14 protein-coding genes are annotated in these 14813 nt (G+C 70.8%); 2 read left to right on the plus strand and 12 right to left on the minus strand.

Annotated elements, in window-relative coordinates:
- The 12 genes from mraZ to DFR41_RS00560 all read right to left on the minus strand — a co-directional run bounded on the left by mraZ (nt 1) and on the right by DFR41_RS00560 (nt 12137).
- Nucleotides 1–435 (minus strand): division/cell wall cluster transcriptional repressor MraZ, encoded by a 435-nt coding sequence (gene mraZ, locus DFR41_RS00505; RefSeq protein ID WP_017757356.1) that lies wholly within the window; start codon nt 433–435, stop codon nt 1–3.
- A 330-nt stretch (nt 436–765) separates the two neighbouring features.
- A complete protein-coding gene (gene hslU, locus DFR41_RS00510) occupies nt 766–2097 on the minus strand; it encodes an ATP-dependent protease ATPase subunit HslU (RefSeq protein WP_114801333.1) in 1332 nt (443 codons plus the stop codon).
- 21 nt (nt 2098–2118) lie between these two features.
- Entirely contained in the window at nt 2119–2664 is a 546-nt protein-coding gene (hslV, locus tag DFR41_RS00515; protein ID WP_017757354.1) for an ATP-dependent protease subunit HslV, read from the minus strand.
- A 94-nt stretch (nt 2665–2758) separates the two neighbouring features.
- On the minus strand, nt 2759–4348 hold the full coding sequence (locus tag DFR41_RS00520; RefSeq protein ID WP_114801334.1) for a hypothetical protein: 1590 nt from the start codon (nt 4346–4348) through the stop codon (nt 2759–2761).
- 80 nt (nt 4349–4428) lie between these two features.
- Complete coding sequence (gene dksA, locus DFR41_RS00525; protein WP_043117155.1) at nt 4429–5046, minus strand: RNA polymerase-binding protein DksA; 618 nt, start codon at nt 5044–5046, stop codon at nt 4429–4431.
- 200 nt (nt 5047–5246) lie between these two features.
- Complete coding sequence (locus DFR41_RS00530; protein WP_114801335.1) at nt 5247–6308, minus strand: CobW family GTP-binding protein; 1062 nt, start codon at nt 6306–6308, stop codon at nt 5247–5249.
- A 103-nt stretch (nt 6309–6411) separates the two neighbouring features.
- Nucleotides 6412–7614 carry a class I SAM-dependent rRNA methyltransferase gene (locus tag DFR41_RS00535; protein WP_114801336.1) on the minus strand — a complete coding sequence of 401 codons (1203 nt, stop codon included), beginning with the start codon at nt 7612–7614 and terminating at the stop codon, nt 6412–6414.
- Nucleotides 7611–8603 carry a tyrosine recombinase XerC gene (locus DFR41_RS00540; RefSeq protein ID WP_114801337.1) on the minus strand — a complete coding sequence of 331 codons (993 nt, stop codon included), beginning with the start codon at nt 8601–8603 and terminating at the stop codon, nt 7611–7613. The genes DFR41_RS00535 and DFR41_RS00540 overlap by 4 nt, the downstream gene beginning before the upstream one ends.
- The gene (locus DFR41_RS00545) at nt 8581–9171 is read right to left on the minus strand and encodes a YdcF family protein (protein ID WP_244917607.1); all 591 of its coding nucleotides are present in this window, start codon (nt 9169–9171) and stop codon (nt 8581–8583) included. Before DFR41_RS00545 ends, DFR41_RS00540 begins: the two co-directional genes overlap by 23 nt.
- 32 nt (nt 9172–9203) lie before the next feature.
- Nucleotides 9204–9869 (minus strand): DUF484 family protein, encoded by a 666-nt coding sequence (locus DFR41_RS00550; RefSeq protein ID WP_114801339.1) that lies wholly within the window; start codon nt 9867–9869, stop codon nt 9204–9206.
- 105 nt (nt 9870–9974) lie between these two features.
- Nucleotides 9975–10853, minus strand: a complete 879-nt coding sequence (dapF, locus tag DFR41_RS00555) for a diaminopimelate epimerase (protein ID WP_114801340.1) — start codon at nt 10851–10853, stop codon at nt 9975–9977.
- 27 nt (nt 10854–10880) lie between these two features.
- Complete coding sequence (locus DFR41_RS00560; RefSeq protein ID WP_114801341.1) at nt 10881–12137, minus strand: amidohydrolase family protein; 1257 nt, start codon at nt 12135–12137, stop codon at nt 10881–10883.
- A 147-nt stretch (nt 12138–12284) separates the two neighbouring features.
- Here DFR41_RS00560 and DFR41_RS00565 point away from each other — a divergent pair, with 147 nt between their 5' ends.
- Both DFR41_RS00565 and DFR41_RS00570 read left to right on the plus strand, forming a co-directional pair.
- Nucleotides 12285–13985, plus strand: coding sequence for an MBL fold metallo-hydrolase (locus DFR41_RS00565; RefSeq protein WP_114801342.1), 1701 nt, complete (start codon nt 12285–12287; stop codon nt 13983–13985).
- Nucleotides 13982–14776 carry a S4 domain-containing protein gene (locus tag DFR41_RS00570; protein WP_114801343.1) on the plus strand — a complete coding sequence of 265 codons (795 nt, stop codon included), beginning with the start codon at nt 13982–13984 and terminating at the stop codon, nt 14774–14776. Before DFR41_RS00565 ends, DFR41_RS00570 begins: the two co-directional genes overlap by 4 nt.
- Nucleotides 14777–14813 lie beyond the last annotated feature (37 nt).

Raw genomic sequence — 14813 nt, forward strand, 5'->3', positions numbered from 1 at the left:
TCACAGCTTGAGCATCCGGGCCGCCTCGGAGTTGCGGATGTTCTCCATCATCTCCGCGGCTTCCTTGGCCTGGTAGGCCGCCTTGTCCCACAGCTCGAAGCGGTGGCCCACGCCGAGCAGCAGCACGTCCCGGTTGATGCCCGCCAGCTCGCGCAGCTCCGGCGAGATCAGCACCCGGCCGGTACCGTCGAGCTCCACATCGGAGGCGCTGCCCAGGTAGAAGCGCTTGAGCCATTGCTCGGAGGAAGGCAGGGCCGCGAGGCTGGCCCGCGCCTCTTCCCACACCGGGCGGGGATACAGGTTCAGACCGCCGTCCGGATTGCGGGTGACGGTGATCTGGCCACCGGCCTCCGTGCGCAGGGCGTCCAGATACCGGGCAGGCATCGACAGCCGCCCCTTGGCATCCAGATTCAGCGATGACGTGCCCTGAAACACGAACCCATAACTCCCGAAAAAGCGGCCGGCGAACTGCCGAGTAGGACGGGGCCTAACCCACGTTTTCCCACTTTCCTGCACTTTTTTGCACTGTAGCAGGAAACACCTGCCGCCAATCGACTGTTACGAGGTATTTTTTGTAATGGAATCAATGACTTAGAGCACAACTTTCCTGCGGCTTCAGCCCTCATTTCTCTTTGCTGATGAAGCACTTAGCTACCACAGTGGAAGTTCCGCGTTAGCTGGTGTAGGCCCAGGCCTGCATCAAAAGGCAACGGCCCGGGGTGTTGCCACCCCGGGCCGTCGAACTGTCAAGAGTTTTTCGCGCGCTCAGAGAATGAAACGCGACAGGTCCTCGTCTTTGCTGAGCATGTCCAGCCGCGCATCCACATAGGCGGCATCGATGCTCACCGTTTGGCCCGAAAGCTTGGCCGCGTCGAAGCTCACCTCGTCCAGCAGCCGCTCCATCACGGTCGACAGGCGCCGCGCGCCGATGTTCTCGGTGCGTTCGTTCACTTCGAAGGCGATGGTCGCCAGCCGGGTGATGCCGTCCGGCGTGAAGGCCAGCGTGACGCCCTCGGTGGCCAGCAGCGCCTCGTACTGCTTGACCAGCGAGGCACGGGTCTGCGTGAGGATGCTTTCGAAATCCGCCACCGACAGCGACTGCAGCTCTACGCGGATCGGCAGGCGGCCCTGCAGCTCCGGGATCAGGTCGCTGGGCTTGGCCAGGTGGAAGGCGCCGCTGGCGATGAACAGGATATGGTCGGTGCGCACCACGCCGTACTTGGTGGTGACGGCCGTACCCTCCACCAGCGGCAGCAGGTCGCGCTGCACGCCCTGGCGGGAGACGTCGGCGCCCTGCGCCTCGCTGCGGGTGGCCACCTTGTCGATCTCGTCGATGAAGACGATGCCGTTCTGCTCGGCGTTGACCAGCGCCTGGGCACGGATCTCCTCCTCGTTCAGCAGCTTGCCGGCCTCTTCCTCGGTGAGCAGGCGCAGCGCCTCGGCGATCTTGAGCTTGCGCGTCTTGCGACGGCCCTGGCCCAGTTGGCTGAACATGCCGCGCAGCTGCTCGGCCATCTCCTCCATGCCGGCAGGGCCCATGATCTCCATCTGCGGCCGGGCCTCGGCCACCTCGATCTCGATCTCCTTGTCGTCCAGCTCCTTCTCGCGCAGCTTCTTGCGGAAGGCCTGGCGGGTGGCGTTTCCGCTGTCGCTGGCCACCGCGCGGCCTTCGGCATCGCGGGCGGCGGGCAGCAGGGCGTCGAGGATGCGCTCCTCGGCCGCGTCCTCGGCCCGCACCCGCACCTTGGCCACCTCGGCCTCGCGCGTGCGCTTGACCGAGACCTCGGCCAGGTCGCGGATGATCGAATCCACGTCCTTGCCCACGTAGCCCACCTCGGTGAACTTGGTGGCCTCGACCTTGATGAAAGGCGCATCCGCCAGCCGCGCCAGACGGCGGGCGATCTCGGTCTTGCCCACGCCGGTGGGGCCGATCATGAGGATGTTCTTGGGCGTGATCTCCGGCCGAAGCTTCTCGTCGACCTGCTGGCGGCGCCAGCGGTTGCGCAGCGCGATCGCCACGGCCCGCTTGGCCTCCTTCTGGCCGACGATGTGGTTGTCCAGCTCGGACACGATTTCCTGGGGGGTCATGGCGGACATCGGGTTCCTATCCATCAAGGGTCAGAGCACTTCCACGGTGTGGTGCATGTTGGTGTAGATGCACAGCTGGCCGGCGATCTCCAGCGACTTGCGCACCACATCCTCGGCCGACAGCTCGGTGTTCTCGATCAGTGCCTTGGCCGCCGAGTGGGCATAGGCACCGCCCGACCCGATGGCCACGATGCCCTGCTCGGGCTCCAGCACGTCGCCGTTGCCGGTGATGATGAGCGAGGTGGAGCGGTCGGCCACCGCCAGCATCGCCTCCAGGCGCCGCAGGACGCGGTCGGTGCGCCAGTCCTTGGTCAGCTCGATGGCGGCGCGGGAGAGTTGGCCCTGGTGCTTCTCCAGCTTGGCCTCGAAGCGCTCGAACAGCGTAAAGGCATCGGCCGTGGCACCCGCGAACCCGGCAATCACCTTGCCCTGGTAGAGCCGGCGTACCTTGCGCGCCGAACCCTTGAAGACGATGTTGCCCAGCGTCACCTGGCCGTCGCCGCCGATGGCGACCTGCTCGCCCTGCGGCGTGCTACGGCGCACGCTGACGATGGTGGTTCCATGAAATTGTTCCATCGCAGCCACCTGGGGGCGTTCCGGGGCTGCACAAGGGCGGCGCGGGATTTTTTCTGTCAGCGCAGCTCTGGCCGCCGACTCCAGGCCCAGACCGTCAGCCCGCGCGGGGCACCACCACGGCGCAGCGATCCACCCCGGTGAGCCGCAGGAACTCGGCCAGCACCCCATGCACCGCCAGCAGCCGCAGGCCCGGCCGCGCACCCAGCCGGGCACGCAGGGCCTCGGCGGCCGCCAGGTCCATGCGCACGAGTGCGGCGCAGTCGATCTCGGGGCCTGCACCGGCCCGGTCGAGCGCTTCCTCGATCCTGGACCAGGGCAGGCTGTCGGCCCCCGCGAGCTCGCCGGCCAGGAAGGCGCCCCGCGCCGCCGCCGGATCCAGCGCGGCACGGGTGCTGGACAGCCCCGCGTCGCCCATCTCCGCCACGGTGCCGCGCGGCGCCTGCCACGAGGGCGGCGTGATCTCGTAGGTGATGCAGTAGTTGAGGGCCACCAGCTCGAAGTCGTCCAGGCGATTGAGCAGGCGAAGGACGGCCAGGTGCAGGCTCCACCAGCCCGCGTCGACGCCGCGCTCGCCCAGCGGGGTGGCGGCGGCCAGCACCGCCAGCAGCTCATCGGTGCCCAGGAAACCCATCTGCACCGGCGAGAGCGCCCAGTGCGTGACCAGCGTCGTGAGCGGCTGCACGGCATCTGCCTCGATCTGGCCGAGGCCGCGCCAGTCCAGGCGCCAGACGCTGCCCTTCGCCCGCGACAGGGCCTGCGTGAGCGCCAGCAGGGCCGGGCGGTCCAACCGGGCGGGCGCCTGCCAGTCGGTCTCCGTGCGTGCATCCAGGCGTTGCGCCACCTCGCCCGTGCGCGCATCCCGCGCCAGCGTCCGCAGCGACACCCAGGCAGGCGCCGACAGGCCAAAGCGCTCCGCATAGGGGGCGGCCGCCTCGGCAAAGCGCTCCGCGTCGCCCGTGGCGCGGTAGAAGTCGAGCAAGGCGCGCCAGGTCTGGAGTTGGTCGGCAAAGGCGCTGCCGGGCACCAGGGCCTGCCGCAGCGCGCTTTCGGCACCGGGGTCATCGCCCTGGGCAAAGCGGACGGCCGCTTCTTCGAGAGGCGTGTCGAAGGCCAGGCGCGGCGCCGCGGTGTACGCCGGCCGGTGCGTGGAGAAGGACGGCAGCAGCACTTCGGGCGCCGCCGGCGCCATGGCCTCACGCGGCGGCTGCAGATCGGTCGGCACGACCGGCGCGGTGTCGGCATAGGCACGCGCGTGGTGCTCGGCCAAAGAGGCATCCACCGCCGGGGTACCGGCCGGCACCGTGTCGGCGCCATCGGGGACGGTGGCGGCGGATTCGGAGGTCCACCACTGCTGAGACATCTGCGCCTCGATCTCGTCGATCTTGCGCAGCGTGAGCGCACGCCGGTCGGTCATGCGGTCGCTGGAGGGCAGCGACGAGGAGATGTTGCCGGGATCTTCGGTGCCGCCACGCTGACGCAGCTTGCGCAGCATGTCGAACTCGCGCCGGCGCACGAAGTCGTTGCGCTGCCGACGCTCCATGAGCTCCTTGAGCGCCTCCCGGCTGTAGCCGAAGTCGGAGGCACCCGCGCCGGGCGTGCCTTCGAGCTCGGACCAGTCCTTGAGCGGGTTGCGCACGAACTTGGCGACCTTGGAGAACAGGCCTCCCGCGTCGTCCTTGGACATGCCCCGTGCTGCGAGAAAGTGGGTGAAGGCTGGCGTGGCGGGCTGCGCAGGCCGGACCCGGCCCGGCCTGCCGTGCGAACTCAGTCGCCGAACATCTTCTGCTTGAGCTCGCGGCGCTGCTGCGCCTCGAGCGAGAGCGTGGCCGTCGGGCGGGCCAGCAGGCGGCCGACGCCGATGGGCTCGCCGGTCTCGTCGCAGTAGCCATAGTCGCCAGCGTCGATGCGGGCGATGGACTGCTCGATCTTCTTGAGCAGCTTGCGCTCGCGGTCGCGGGTGCGCAGCTCCAGGGCGTGCTCTTCCTCGATGGTGGCGCGGTCGGCCGGATCGGGCACGACCACGGTGTCCTCGCGCAGGTGCTCGGTCGTCTCGCCTGCGTTGTCGAGGATGCCCTGCTTGAGCTGCTGCAGCTTCAGCTTGAAGAAGGCCAGCTGCGTGTCGTTCATGTACTCGCTGTCGGGCATCGCGATGACTTCGGCATCGGTCAGCTCCTCGACCGGCTTGGTCTTCCAGTTGTTCGCGAGCTTGGGGTCCTTCTTGACGGACAGGAGGGGCGGGGGAACGAGGGCCGTGGACATGGTCGTTGAGAAACTGGCCTTGGGTGCGGTGGAGGCCACCGCCTGAGGCATGGACGGAACGGTCAATTGCGACAACCGGGCCGAAGGACGCGCCCGCGGAGGCAGCGCATCGGGGGACGGCACTGCATCGACGGCGACCGGCGTCTTGGCATCGAGGCCGGCGCTGGCCGGGGCGGTTTTCTTCACGTGGCGGGCTCCTTCACTGGCTGCGGTCTTCCCTGCCTGACGGGCAGCGCCGAGGGTGGCGGACCGCAACAGGCGCGCGATTGTATAGAGAAAGCACCCTGCAAAAAGGTGAGGGCGATCGGCCTAGCGCGAACGTCCTACACCAGGCATTGATCCAGGCCCTGCTCCAGGATGTCGCGGGGCAGATCGATGCCGATGAACACCATTCGACTCTCGCGCGTCTCGCCCTCGCCCCATTCGGGGCCGAGGTCGCTGCCCATGAGCTGGTGCACGCCCTGGAAGATCACCTTGCGTTGGGTGCCGTTCATGTCGAGCACGCCCTTGTAGCGCAGCATGCGCGGGCCGTAGATGTTGACGATGGCGCCCAAGAAGTCCTCCAGCCGCGCCGGGTCGAAGGGCCGCGTGGCGCGGTAGACGAAGCTCTTGACGTCGTCGTCGACATGGTGGTGATGGCCGTGGCCATGGTCGTGCTGGTGCGAGGGATGGTCGCAGTGCTCGCCATGTTCGTGGTCATGGTCGTGATGGTGATGCTCGTGGTCGTCCGCCTTTAGGAAGTCGGGATCGATGTCGAGCTTGGCGTTGAGGTTGAAGCCGCGCAGGTCGAGCACCTTGGCAATGGCCACTTCGCCGAAATGCGCCTTTTCGATGGCCGCGCGCGGGTTCATGTGCTTGAGGCGGTGGATCAGCGCCTCGGTGTCCTCGGCGCTCACCAGGTCGGTCTTGGACAGGAAGATCTGGTCGGCGAAACCTACCTGGCGGCGCGCCTCCTGGCGGTCGTTGAGCTGCTGCGCGGCATGCTTGGCGTCCACCAGCGTGACGATGGAGTCGAGCAGGTAGCTCTCGGCGATCTCGTCGTCCATGAAGAAGGTCTGGGCGACGGGCCCAGGGTCGGCCAGGCCGGTGGTCTCGATGATCACGCGATCGAAATCGAGCAAGCCCTTGCGGCGCTTGGCGGCCAGCAGCTGCAGCGCCTCGCGCAGGTCCTCGCGGATGGTGCAGCAGACGCAGCCGTTGCTCATCTGCACGATCTGCTCCTTCGACTCGGTGACCAGGATGTCGGAGTCGATGTTCTCCTCGCCGAACTCGTTCTCGATGACGGCGATCTTGTGGCCGTGCGACTCGGTCAGCACGCGCTTGAGCAGGGTGGTCTTGCCGGAGCCGAGGAAGCCGGTGAGGATGGTGGCGGGAATGAGGGCCATGGAAACGCTCCGGGAATGTCGGGACGACGATGGAAACGGGGAAGGGGCGAAAGTTTAGGGCGGCCGCAAAAACTCGGCCGGCCGGCGCTCTTTGCGGGTGCGGCTACTTGCGCACCACCACCAGGCCCTTGAGGTACTCGCCCTCGGGGAATTCGATGGTCATGGGATGGTCGGGCGCCGCGCCCAGGCGTTCGGCGATGTAGCCGTCCACCCCCGCGTCGATGCCGGCCGAGGCCACGATCTTGTGGAACAGGTCGGCGCCGATGCCGCCCGAGCACGAGAAGGTCAGCAGCACGCCGCCGGGCGGCAGCAGCTTGAGGGCCAGCCGGTTGATGTCCTTGTAGGCGCGGGCGGCGCGGTCCGCATGCGCCACGGTGGGCGCGAACTTGGGCGGGTCGAGAACGATGGCATCGAACTGCCGGCCCTCGTCGATGAAGCGGCGCAGCGTCTGGTTGACGTCGGCATCCAGGAACTGCGCGTTGGCCGCCTCGAAGCCATTCAGCGCGAGGTGCGCCCGCGCCCGGTCCAGCGCCGGCTGTGACGAATCGACGGAAACCAGTTCCGCGCCTTCCAGCGCACCCGCCGCCGCCAGCCCGTGCGCCGCGGCGACGGTGAAGCCGCCGGTGTAGCAATAGCAGTTCAGCACGCGGGCGAAGCGCCGGTGCCGCGCCAGTTCGGAGAAGCGCCGGCGGCTGTCGCGCTGGTCGAGATAGAAGCCGGTCTTGTGGCCGGTGGCCACGTCCAGGCTCAGGCGCCAGCCGTGTTCCTGGATGGTGATCTCGGTCGGGCCTTGGCCGCGCAGCCAGCCGGTGACCGCTGGCAGCCCCTCGCGCCCGCGGCCGCTGGCGTCCGAGCGTTCGTAGAGCTTCGTCAGGCCGGTGGCGGCCAGCAGCGCATCGGCCAGCACCGCCTTCCAGCGCTCGACGCCGGCCGACAGAAACTGCGCCACCAGCGTGTCGCCGTAGCGGTCCACGATCAGCCCGGGCAGGCCGTCGGCCTCGCCATGGACGAGACGCTGGCCGTCGCTGGCGATGTCGAACAGCCCGCGCGCCTGCACGGCGGCCTGGCAGCGGGCGGCGAAGAAGGCGGCGTCGATGCGCTGGCCCTCGTCGAAGCTCCAGGCGCGGGCGCGGATCTTGGAGGCCGGGCTGCACGCCGCCCAGGCCAGAAAGCGGCCCTCGTGCGATTCGATGCGCACCGTCTCGCCCGCATCGCCGCCGCCTTTGGCGATGGCGGCGTCGAAGATCCAGGGATGGCGGCGCTGGAGCGAGCGCTCCTTGCCGGGCTTGAGGCGCAGGACTTTCATGGGGTGTCGGGTTTCTTGTCGTCGTCGCGGCCGGTGCGCGCATGCGCCCGCGGGTGCGCGGCGTCGTAGATGCGGGCCAGGTGCTGGAAGTCCAGCCGCGTGTAGATCTGGGTGGTGGAGATGCTCGCGTGGCCCAGCAGCTCCTGCACGGCGCGCAGGTCGCCGCTGGATTGCAGCAGGTGGCTCGCGAAGGAGTGGCGCAGCATGTGCGGATGCACCGGCGCCGCCACGCCCGCCTGGATGCCGCGGGCGCGGAGCATCTGCCACACGGCCTGCGGTCCGAAGCGGCCCCCGCGCAGGCCGACGAAGAGTGCGGACGAATCGACCGGCCGCAGCCCGCGCTGTTCCAGCCAGGCGCTCACGGCCTGCACGGCCGGGCCGCCCATCGGGACGCTGCGCCGCTTGCCGCCCTTGCCGAGCACATGCACCTCGGCCGAGGGCAGGTCGAGCCAGCCGCGCGCTTCGGCGGATGGATCGCGGTCCAGCCCCGTGAGTTCGCTCACGCGCAGGCCGCAGCCGTAGAGCAGCTCGACGATGGCGCGGTCGCGCGCCTCGGTCCAGGCATCGGCCTCGGGCTGCTGGTGCTCGGCCAGGCGCACGGCATCGTCCACGCCCAGCGCCTTCGGGAGCGGCCGCGGCGCCTTGGGCGCGTGCACGTCCTGCACCGGGTTGCCGGGGATCAGGCCCTCGCGGCCCAGCCAGCGGTAGAAGCTGCGCCAGCACGACAGCACCAGCGCGATGCCGCGCGGCGCCCGTCCGGCGCCATGCAACTGGGCCATCCAGCGGCGGATGTGGGCGGTGGCCACGCGCTGCAGCGGCAGGCCGGCATCGGCCGCGCGCTGCAGCAGCTCGGCCAGGTGCAGCGAATAGAGCTCGACCGTGCGCTCGGCCAGCCGGCGCTCCACTCGCACATGGGCGAGGTAGCGGTCGACCAGGGCGCGGTCGGCGTCCGCGGCGGACGAAGGATCAGTAGTCACCACGGAGGGCATTGTTGACGACCGCCGCCACCTCGCGCAGCGATGCGCGCGCGGCGCGGTCCCAGCGCCGGCAGGGCGCGGGGGCGGCGGCGTACTGCACGTCGAAGGCAGATTCGAAGCCGCTGCCGCGCGCCAATTGGCGGGTACGCCAGAGGTGCGAGGGCTCGGTGACGACGATCACGCGCCGTACACCCGCTGCTTCGAGCAGGGGCCGCGACAGCCGCAGGTTTTCGCGTGTCGACTGCGAGGCGGACTCGCGCAGCACCGGGCCGGTGTAGCCCGCCGCGCGGGCCAGACCCTCCATGGCATCGGCCTCGATGCGGCCATCTTCATGGTCCACGCCGCCGCTCATCACCAGCAGCTTCACGCGACCCGCTTGCGCGAGCGCCACCGCGGCATCGACACGCGACGCGAGGCAGGGGTTGGGCGCGCCGTCGATGAAGGCCCGGTTGCCCAGCACCAGGGCCGCGTCGGCATCCTTCGCGGGCGGGTTGGCCAGCACGTGCGCGCCGTGCCGCGTCACCATGACATGGATCGCCGCGCCAGCCATCAGACCCAGAACGGCAAGGATGAGCCCCACCCGACGCCATCCTCTGATGCGCGTCTGACGCCTCAAGCGCGCAGACGGGAAAGGGCGGCCGACGCCAGCTGCGCGATGCGCTCCAGGAAGTCGGTGCCCATCTCGGCGTTGTAGCGCTGCGGATCGGGCGAGGCCAGCACCAGCAGGCCGAAGGCGGGCGCGTCGGCCGCGGTGCGCAGCGGGATCAGCGCCAGCGACTGGGCCTGCTGCGGCTCGTTGAGCCAGGCCGTGGCCTCGAAGCCCGCGTTGAGGCCGATGTAGGGCGTGGTCAGCGAGGTGGCCAGGGCCTTCACGTCGTCGCTCACGCCCTGGGTGTAGCCCTCTGCGGCGTAGGCCGGGTCCAGGTCCCAGAGCTTGATGGCCGTTTGCGGCACCATGAACTGCTGGTGCAGGCCCTTGATGATTTCCCAGGGCAGGCCGCGCAGGTCGCGCCAGGTGAGCAGCGACAGCGTCCAGCGCTGCAGCCGGTCGGCCGTCACCACGTTCTCGGTGCCGTGGCGCACCATGTCCATGATGCGGTGCTCCAGCGCCTTGATCTTCTCGCGCAGCATTTCGGCCTGGCGCTCCTGCAGGCTCACGGCGCGCTGGCCGTGCGGGCTGGTCAGCTGCACCTCGGCCAGCAGCTGGGCGTGGCGCTCGAAGAAGTCGGGCGTGTTGGCCAGGTAGTTGGCGATGTCGTCTTCGGTGATGGGGTTCATGGCGGCGGCAGCGTGCGGTCGGTCGGCCGATGCGGGCGCAAGGCGGCGCACCGGAAAGAGGAAGGATGAAGAAGGGTCAGGCAGTGCGAAGGCGCGTGCAGCGCATCAAAGCTCGTCCGGCACCTCGATCTCGCCTGCGAAGACGGTGACGGCAGGCCCGGTCATCAGCACCGGATCGGCCTCGTCGCCGGCCCATTCGATGGTGAGGATGCCGCCGCGGGTCTCGACGTCGACGCGGTGGTCGAGCTGCCCGAGACGGATGCCGGCCACCACGGCGGCGCAGGCGCCGGTGCCGCAGGCCAGTGTCTCGCCCGCGCCGCGCTCGAACACGCGCAGGCGGACATGGGTGCGGTCGACCACTTGCAAAAACCCGGCGTTGACCCGCTGCGGAAAGCGTGGATGGTGCTCGATGCGCGGCCCCTGCTCGGCCACGGGCGCGGTCTCGATGTCGTCCACCAGCTGCACGGCATGCGGATTGCCCATGGAGAGCACGGCCACCGCCACGATGGGCTCGTCGGCCTCGGTGGAGAGGGCGAGGTGCCAGGTGTGCCAGCCGCCGTCGGGCTGCGGATCGAGGCCGGCGGTGTCGAAGGGCACGCGGGCCGGCTCGAAAACCGGCGGGCCCATGTCCACGGTGACACGGCCGTCGCCATTCATGCGCGGCGCGATCACGCCCGACAGCGTCTGTACCCGCACCACGTCCTTGTCGGTCAGGCCGCGCTCGCGCACGAAGCGCATGAAGCAGCGCGCGCCGTTGCCGCACTGCTCGACCTCGCCACCGTCGGCGTTGTGGATGACGTACTGGAAGTCCACGCCCGCGGCCGGCGAGGGCCGCACGCTGAGGATCTGGTCGGCACCGACGCCGAAGTGACGGTCGGCGAGGAATCGGTACTGGCCGGGCGTCAGGCCCAGGGGGCCGGCGGTCTCGTCGAGCACGACGAAGTCGTTGCCCGCGCCCTGCATCTTGGTGAAGCGGATTCGCATCGGCGGATTATCGGCGGCAGGATGGCGTCACGAGACCGGCGCCGGCATGGAAGGAGGGGCCTCTTCGCCCGGCAGCCCAGGCAGCAGATGGCCGTCGCGGGCGACGATCCGTCCGCCGGCCACCACCAGCCGGCGCGTCGGCCGGGCCACCACCGCTTCGGCCACCGTCTCGGCTTCGACAAGCACCAGGTCTGCCCGGCAGCCGGGCGCCAGGCCATGCGCCCCGAAGCCGCAGGCCCGCGCGCCCACGGCGGTGACACAGTCCAGCGTCTGTTCGATCTCGTCATCGCGGCGCAGGTTGTAGCGCAGGCCGATCTGCATGGCGCGCGCCAGCATGTCGGGGCTGCCGTAGGGCGTCCAGGTGTCGCGGATGCCATCGTTGCCGCCGGCCACCGTCACGCCGGCGGCACGGGCGGCCAGCAACGGCGGCACGGACCGCGAGGACGGCGCACTGGTGACCAGAGAAACGTCCAGCGCGGCCAGGCGCGCCAGCAGGGCCTGCACCTCGGCCGCGGGCAGATCGCCCAGGCAGAACGCATGGCTCACCGCGACGCGGCCCTGCATGCCCAGCGCGGCGGTGCGCTCCAGGATCAGCCCGAGCGAGAAGGCGCCCATGGCGCCCGGCTCGTGCAGGTGGATGTCCAGCGGCTTGCCATGGCGCTCGGCCAGGCCGAAGAGCACATCGAGCGAACGCACCGGGTCGCCGTCGATGGCGCAGGGGTCCAGGCCGCCCAGCACATCGGCGCCCTCGGCCAGTGCGGCGCCCAGCAGCTCGGCGGTGCCCGGTCGCCCGAGTAGGCCGGACTGCGGAAAGGCCACGGTCTGGATCTGCAGCCAGGGTGCGAGCGCCGCGGCGGTGCGCTGCACGCCCGCCAGGTGGCGCAGGCCGGCCTGGGTGTCGATGTCCACATGGCTGCGCAGCCGCGTGGTGCCGGCCGCCAGGAAGGCGCGCGCCAGCCGCATCGACTGCGTGGCGGCATCGTGGCCGCTGGCGGCGCGGAATCCGCGCTCGTTGTCGATGCGGTCGATCAGCCGGTGGCCCACCGCATTCCGGTACCAGGGCAGGCCCCAGAGCGTCTTGTCGAGGTGGGTGTGCGACTCCACCAGGCCCGGCAGCAGCAGGGCGCCACCGCCCTCCTCTTCCGGCGTGCCGGCGGGGGGGGTGAGTTCAGGGCCGACCGCGGCGATCCGTCCCGCCTGCACCAGCACATCGATTGCAGCGCCCCCCATCGGCCGCACGCGGCGCAGCAACCAGGGCGCGTCCGTGGCGCGGGTCAGATCCATCCGGCTCTCCTCGGGGCCCGTCGGCCGATCCGGGCGACAGCGGGGCGCGCCGCCCGGCTTCGGGGCAAAGCGACCATCATGCCATCGCGCCGACAAGGCCGCGGCGACCGCCATGCGCGCATCGACCGCGCTGCTGATAATGCGGCGATGCCCCGGCTCTCCCAGCAACTCCATCCCCCGCGCGAACCGGCCCCTGCACGGGCGGCCGCCACCGTGCTGCTGTTGCGCGACACCGAGCTGGGCATGGAGGTGCTGATGACCCGGCGCTCCGCCACGGCCAGCTTCGCCCCCGGCGCCTACGTCTTCCCCGGCGGGCGCGTGGACGAGGAGGACACCGACACCCGCCGCATCGCCCTGCGCCGTCGCACCCAGCCCCGGGTGCAGCTCACCCACGCCATCGCCGCGGTGCGCGAGGCCTTCGAGGAACTGGGCGTGCTGCTGGCCGAGCATGCCGATGGCCGCCCCGTGAGCGCCGCCGAGGTCGCCGCCATGGACCGCAGCACGCCGCCGGCCGTGCCCTTCGCGCAGCAATGCGCGCAGCGCGGCCTGCGGCTGGCCACCGACCGCGTGTTCGCCTTCGCCCACTGGATCACCGACCGCGACCTGCCCAAGCGCTTCGACGTGCTCTTTCTGGTGGCCCGCATGCCGCCCGGCCAGACGCCGCAGGCCGACGAGTCCGAGCAATTCGAGCCCAGCTGGGTCCGCCCGGCCGACGCGCTGGAGCGCCATGCCGCCGGCCGCTTCGACATCATCTTTCCCACCATCCGCACGCTGCAGCGGCTGGCCACCTTTCCCAACGTGCATGCCGTGCTCGAAGCCTGCGCCAGCGAGCGGCCGCTGTGGAGCAGCTGCCCCCGCGCCGGCCTGCTCAAGGGGGAGGAGGCGCGCTACATGGAGCACGAGTCGCCCTACGGCGAGCTGGCCCTGGTCTGCCCCGACGGCCAGATCGGCCATGCGCTCGACTGGCAGCACGAGGTGCCCGTGCCGCTGCTGCACAACGTGCAGCGCCTCACGGCGCCCAATGGCAGCGTGATGACCGGCCCCGGCACCAACAGCTACCTCGTGGGCGACCGGGACAGCGGCTACATCGTGATCGACCCGGGCCCGAACGACTTCGACCACATCGGCCGGCTCTGGCGCGCCACCCAGGGCGACATCCGCGCCATTGTCTGCACCCATTCGCACGCGGACCATTCGCCTGGCGCGCTGCCGCTGCAGGCGCTGTGCGAGAGGCGCCCGCCCATCCTCGGCCTGCCCTCGGCGCCCACCGCCCGGCCCACCGCGCGCTTCACGCCCGACCGCGCCCTGGCGGACGGCGAGAGCCTCAAGCTCGAAGGCGGCCCGGCCGACGACGGCAGCGGCCAGCGCATTGCACACACGCTGCGCGTCCTGCACACGCCCGGGCATGCGGCCAACCACCTCTGCGTGGTGCTGGAGGAGGACGGCCTGCTCTTCTCGGGCGACCACATCCTCAACGGCAGCACCACCGTCATCGATCCGCCGGACGGCAACATGAGCGACTACCTCGAGTCGCTGGACCGGCTGGACGAAGCCTGCGCGGCCTTCCACGTCGAGCACATCCTGCCGGCCCACGGCTACGTGCTGGGCGCGGCCCGAACCGCCATCGCCCGGCTCAAGGCCCACCGGCTGCAGCGCGAGGCGAAGATCGCCGCCGCCATGCGCAAGAAGCCCAGCGGCACGCCGCAGGACTGGCTGGAGATGGCCTACGCCGACACGCCGCGCCACCTGTGGCCGGTGGCCGCGCGCTCGCTGGAGGCGCACATCGAGCGCATCCTGGTGCGCGCCTCCGAGCCGGCGCCGCAGCCCTCCAGCTTCGCACCCGAATGAACAACCCGCCCGATCGCCCACCGCGCGTGCGCGCCACGCGCCGGCCGGACGATGCGCCGCCACGCAGGGACGCAGCCCGCAGCGCGGCCGCTTCCGCTCCCCCGGCCCCCGAAGACGGCGAGCGCCTGGCCAAGCGCGTGGCCGCCCTGCGCGGCTGCTCGCGGCGCGATGCCGAAATGCTGATCGCCCAGGGCGCCGTGCGCGTGGATGGCCAGCCGGCCGTGGCGCCGCAGCAGCGCGTCACGCGCGGCCAGCAGGTCGAAGTCGACGAACGCGCGCAGCCGCGCCCCCTTCCTCCGGCCACGCTGCTGTGGCACAAGCCGGCGGGCGTGCCAGCCGATGCCCAGGACTGGGCCGTGGACCAGCGTGTCGATGCCCATCCGCAGGCGCCCACGGTGCCGGGCCTCTTCATGCAGCAGCACTGCGCCGCCGCGCTGGGCGATGCGGCCAGCGGCCTGGTCGTGCACACGCAGGTGCGCGGCGTCTGGCGCCGGCTGGTGGACGAGGCGGGGTTGGTGGAGCACGAGTTCCTGGCCGAAGTGCAGGGCGAGCCGCAGCCGGCGCAACTGGCGGCGCTGCGCCCGGCCGCGGCCAGCCTCGCGCGCCAGGGCGGCGGCACGACCGGGCTGCGGCTGGTGATCGGCGGCGCCGACGCCCACCGCGTCGCCGAGCTGTGCGACCGCGCGGGACTGCGGCTGGTCGGCCTGCGCCGGCTGCGCATCGGCCGCGTGCCGCTGGCAGGACTGGCACCGGGACAGTGGCGGCTGCTGCGGGCCAGCGAGCGCTTCTAGCGCGCCCCACGGCCGCCACAAAGACGAAACGCCAGCA

The sequence above is a fragment of the Pseudacidovorax intermedius genome (assembly GCF_003350475.1).
Classification (GTDB): domain Bacteria; phylum Pseudomonadota; class Gammaproteobacteria; order Burkholderiales; family Burkholderiaceae_C; genus Xenophilus; species Xenophilus intermedius.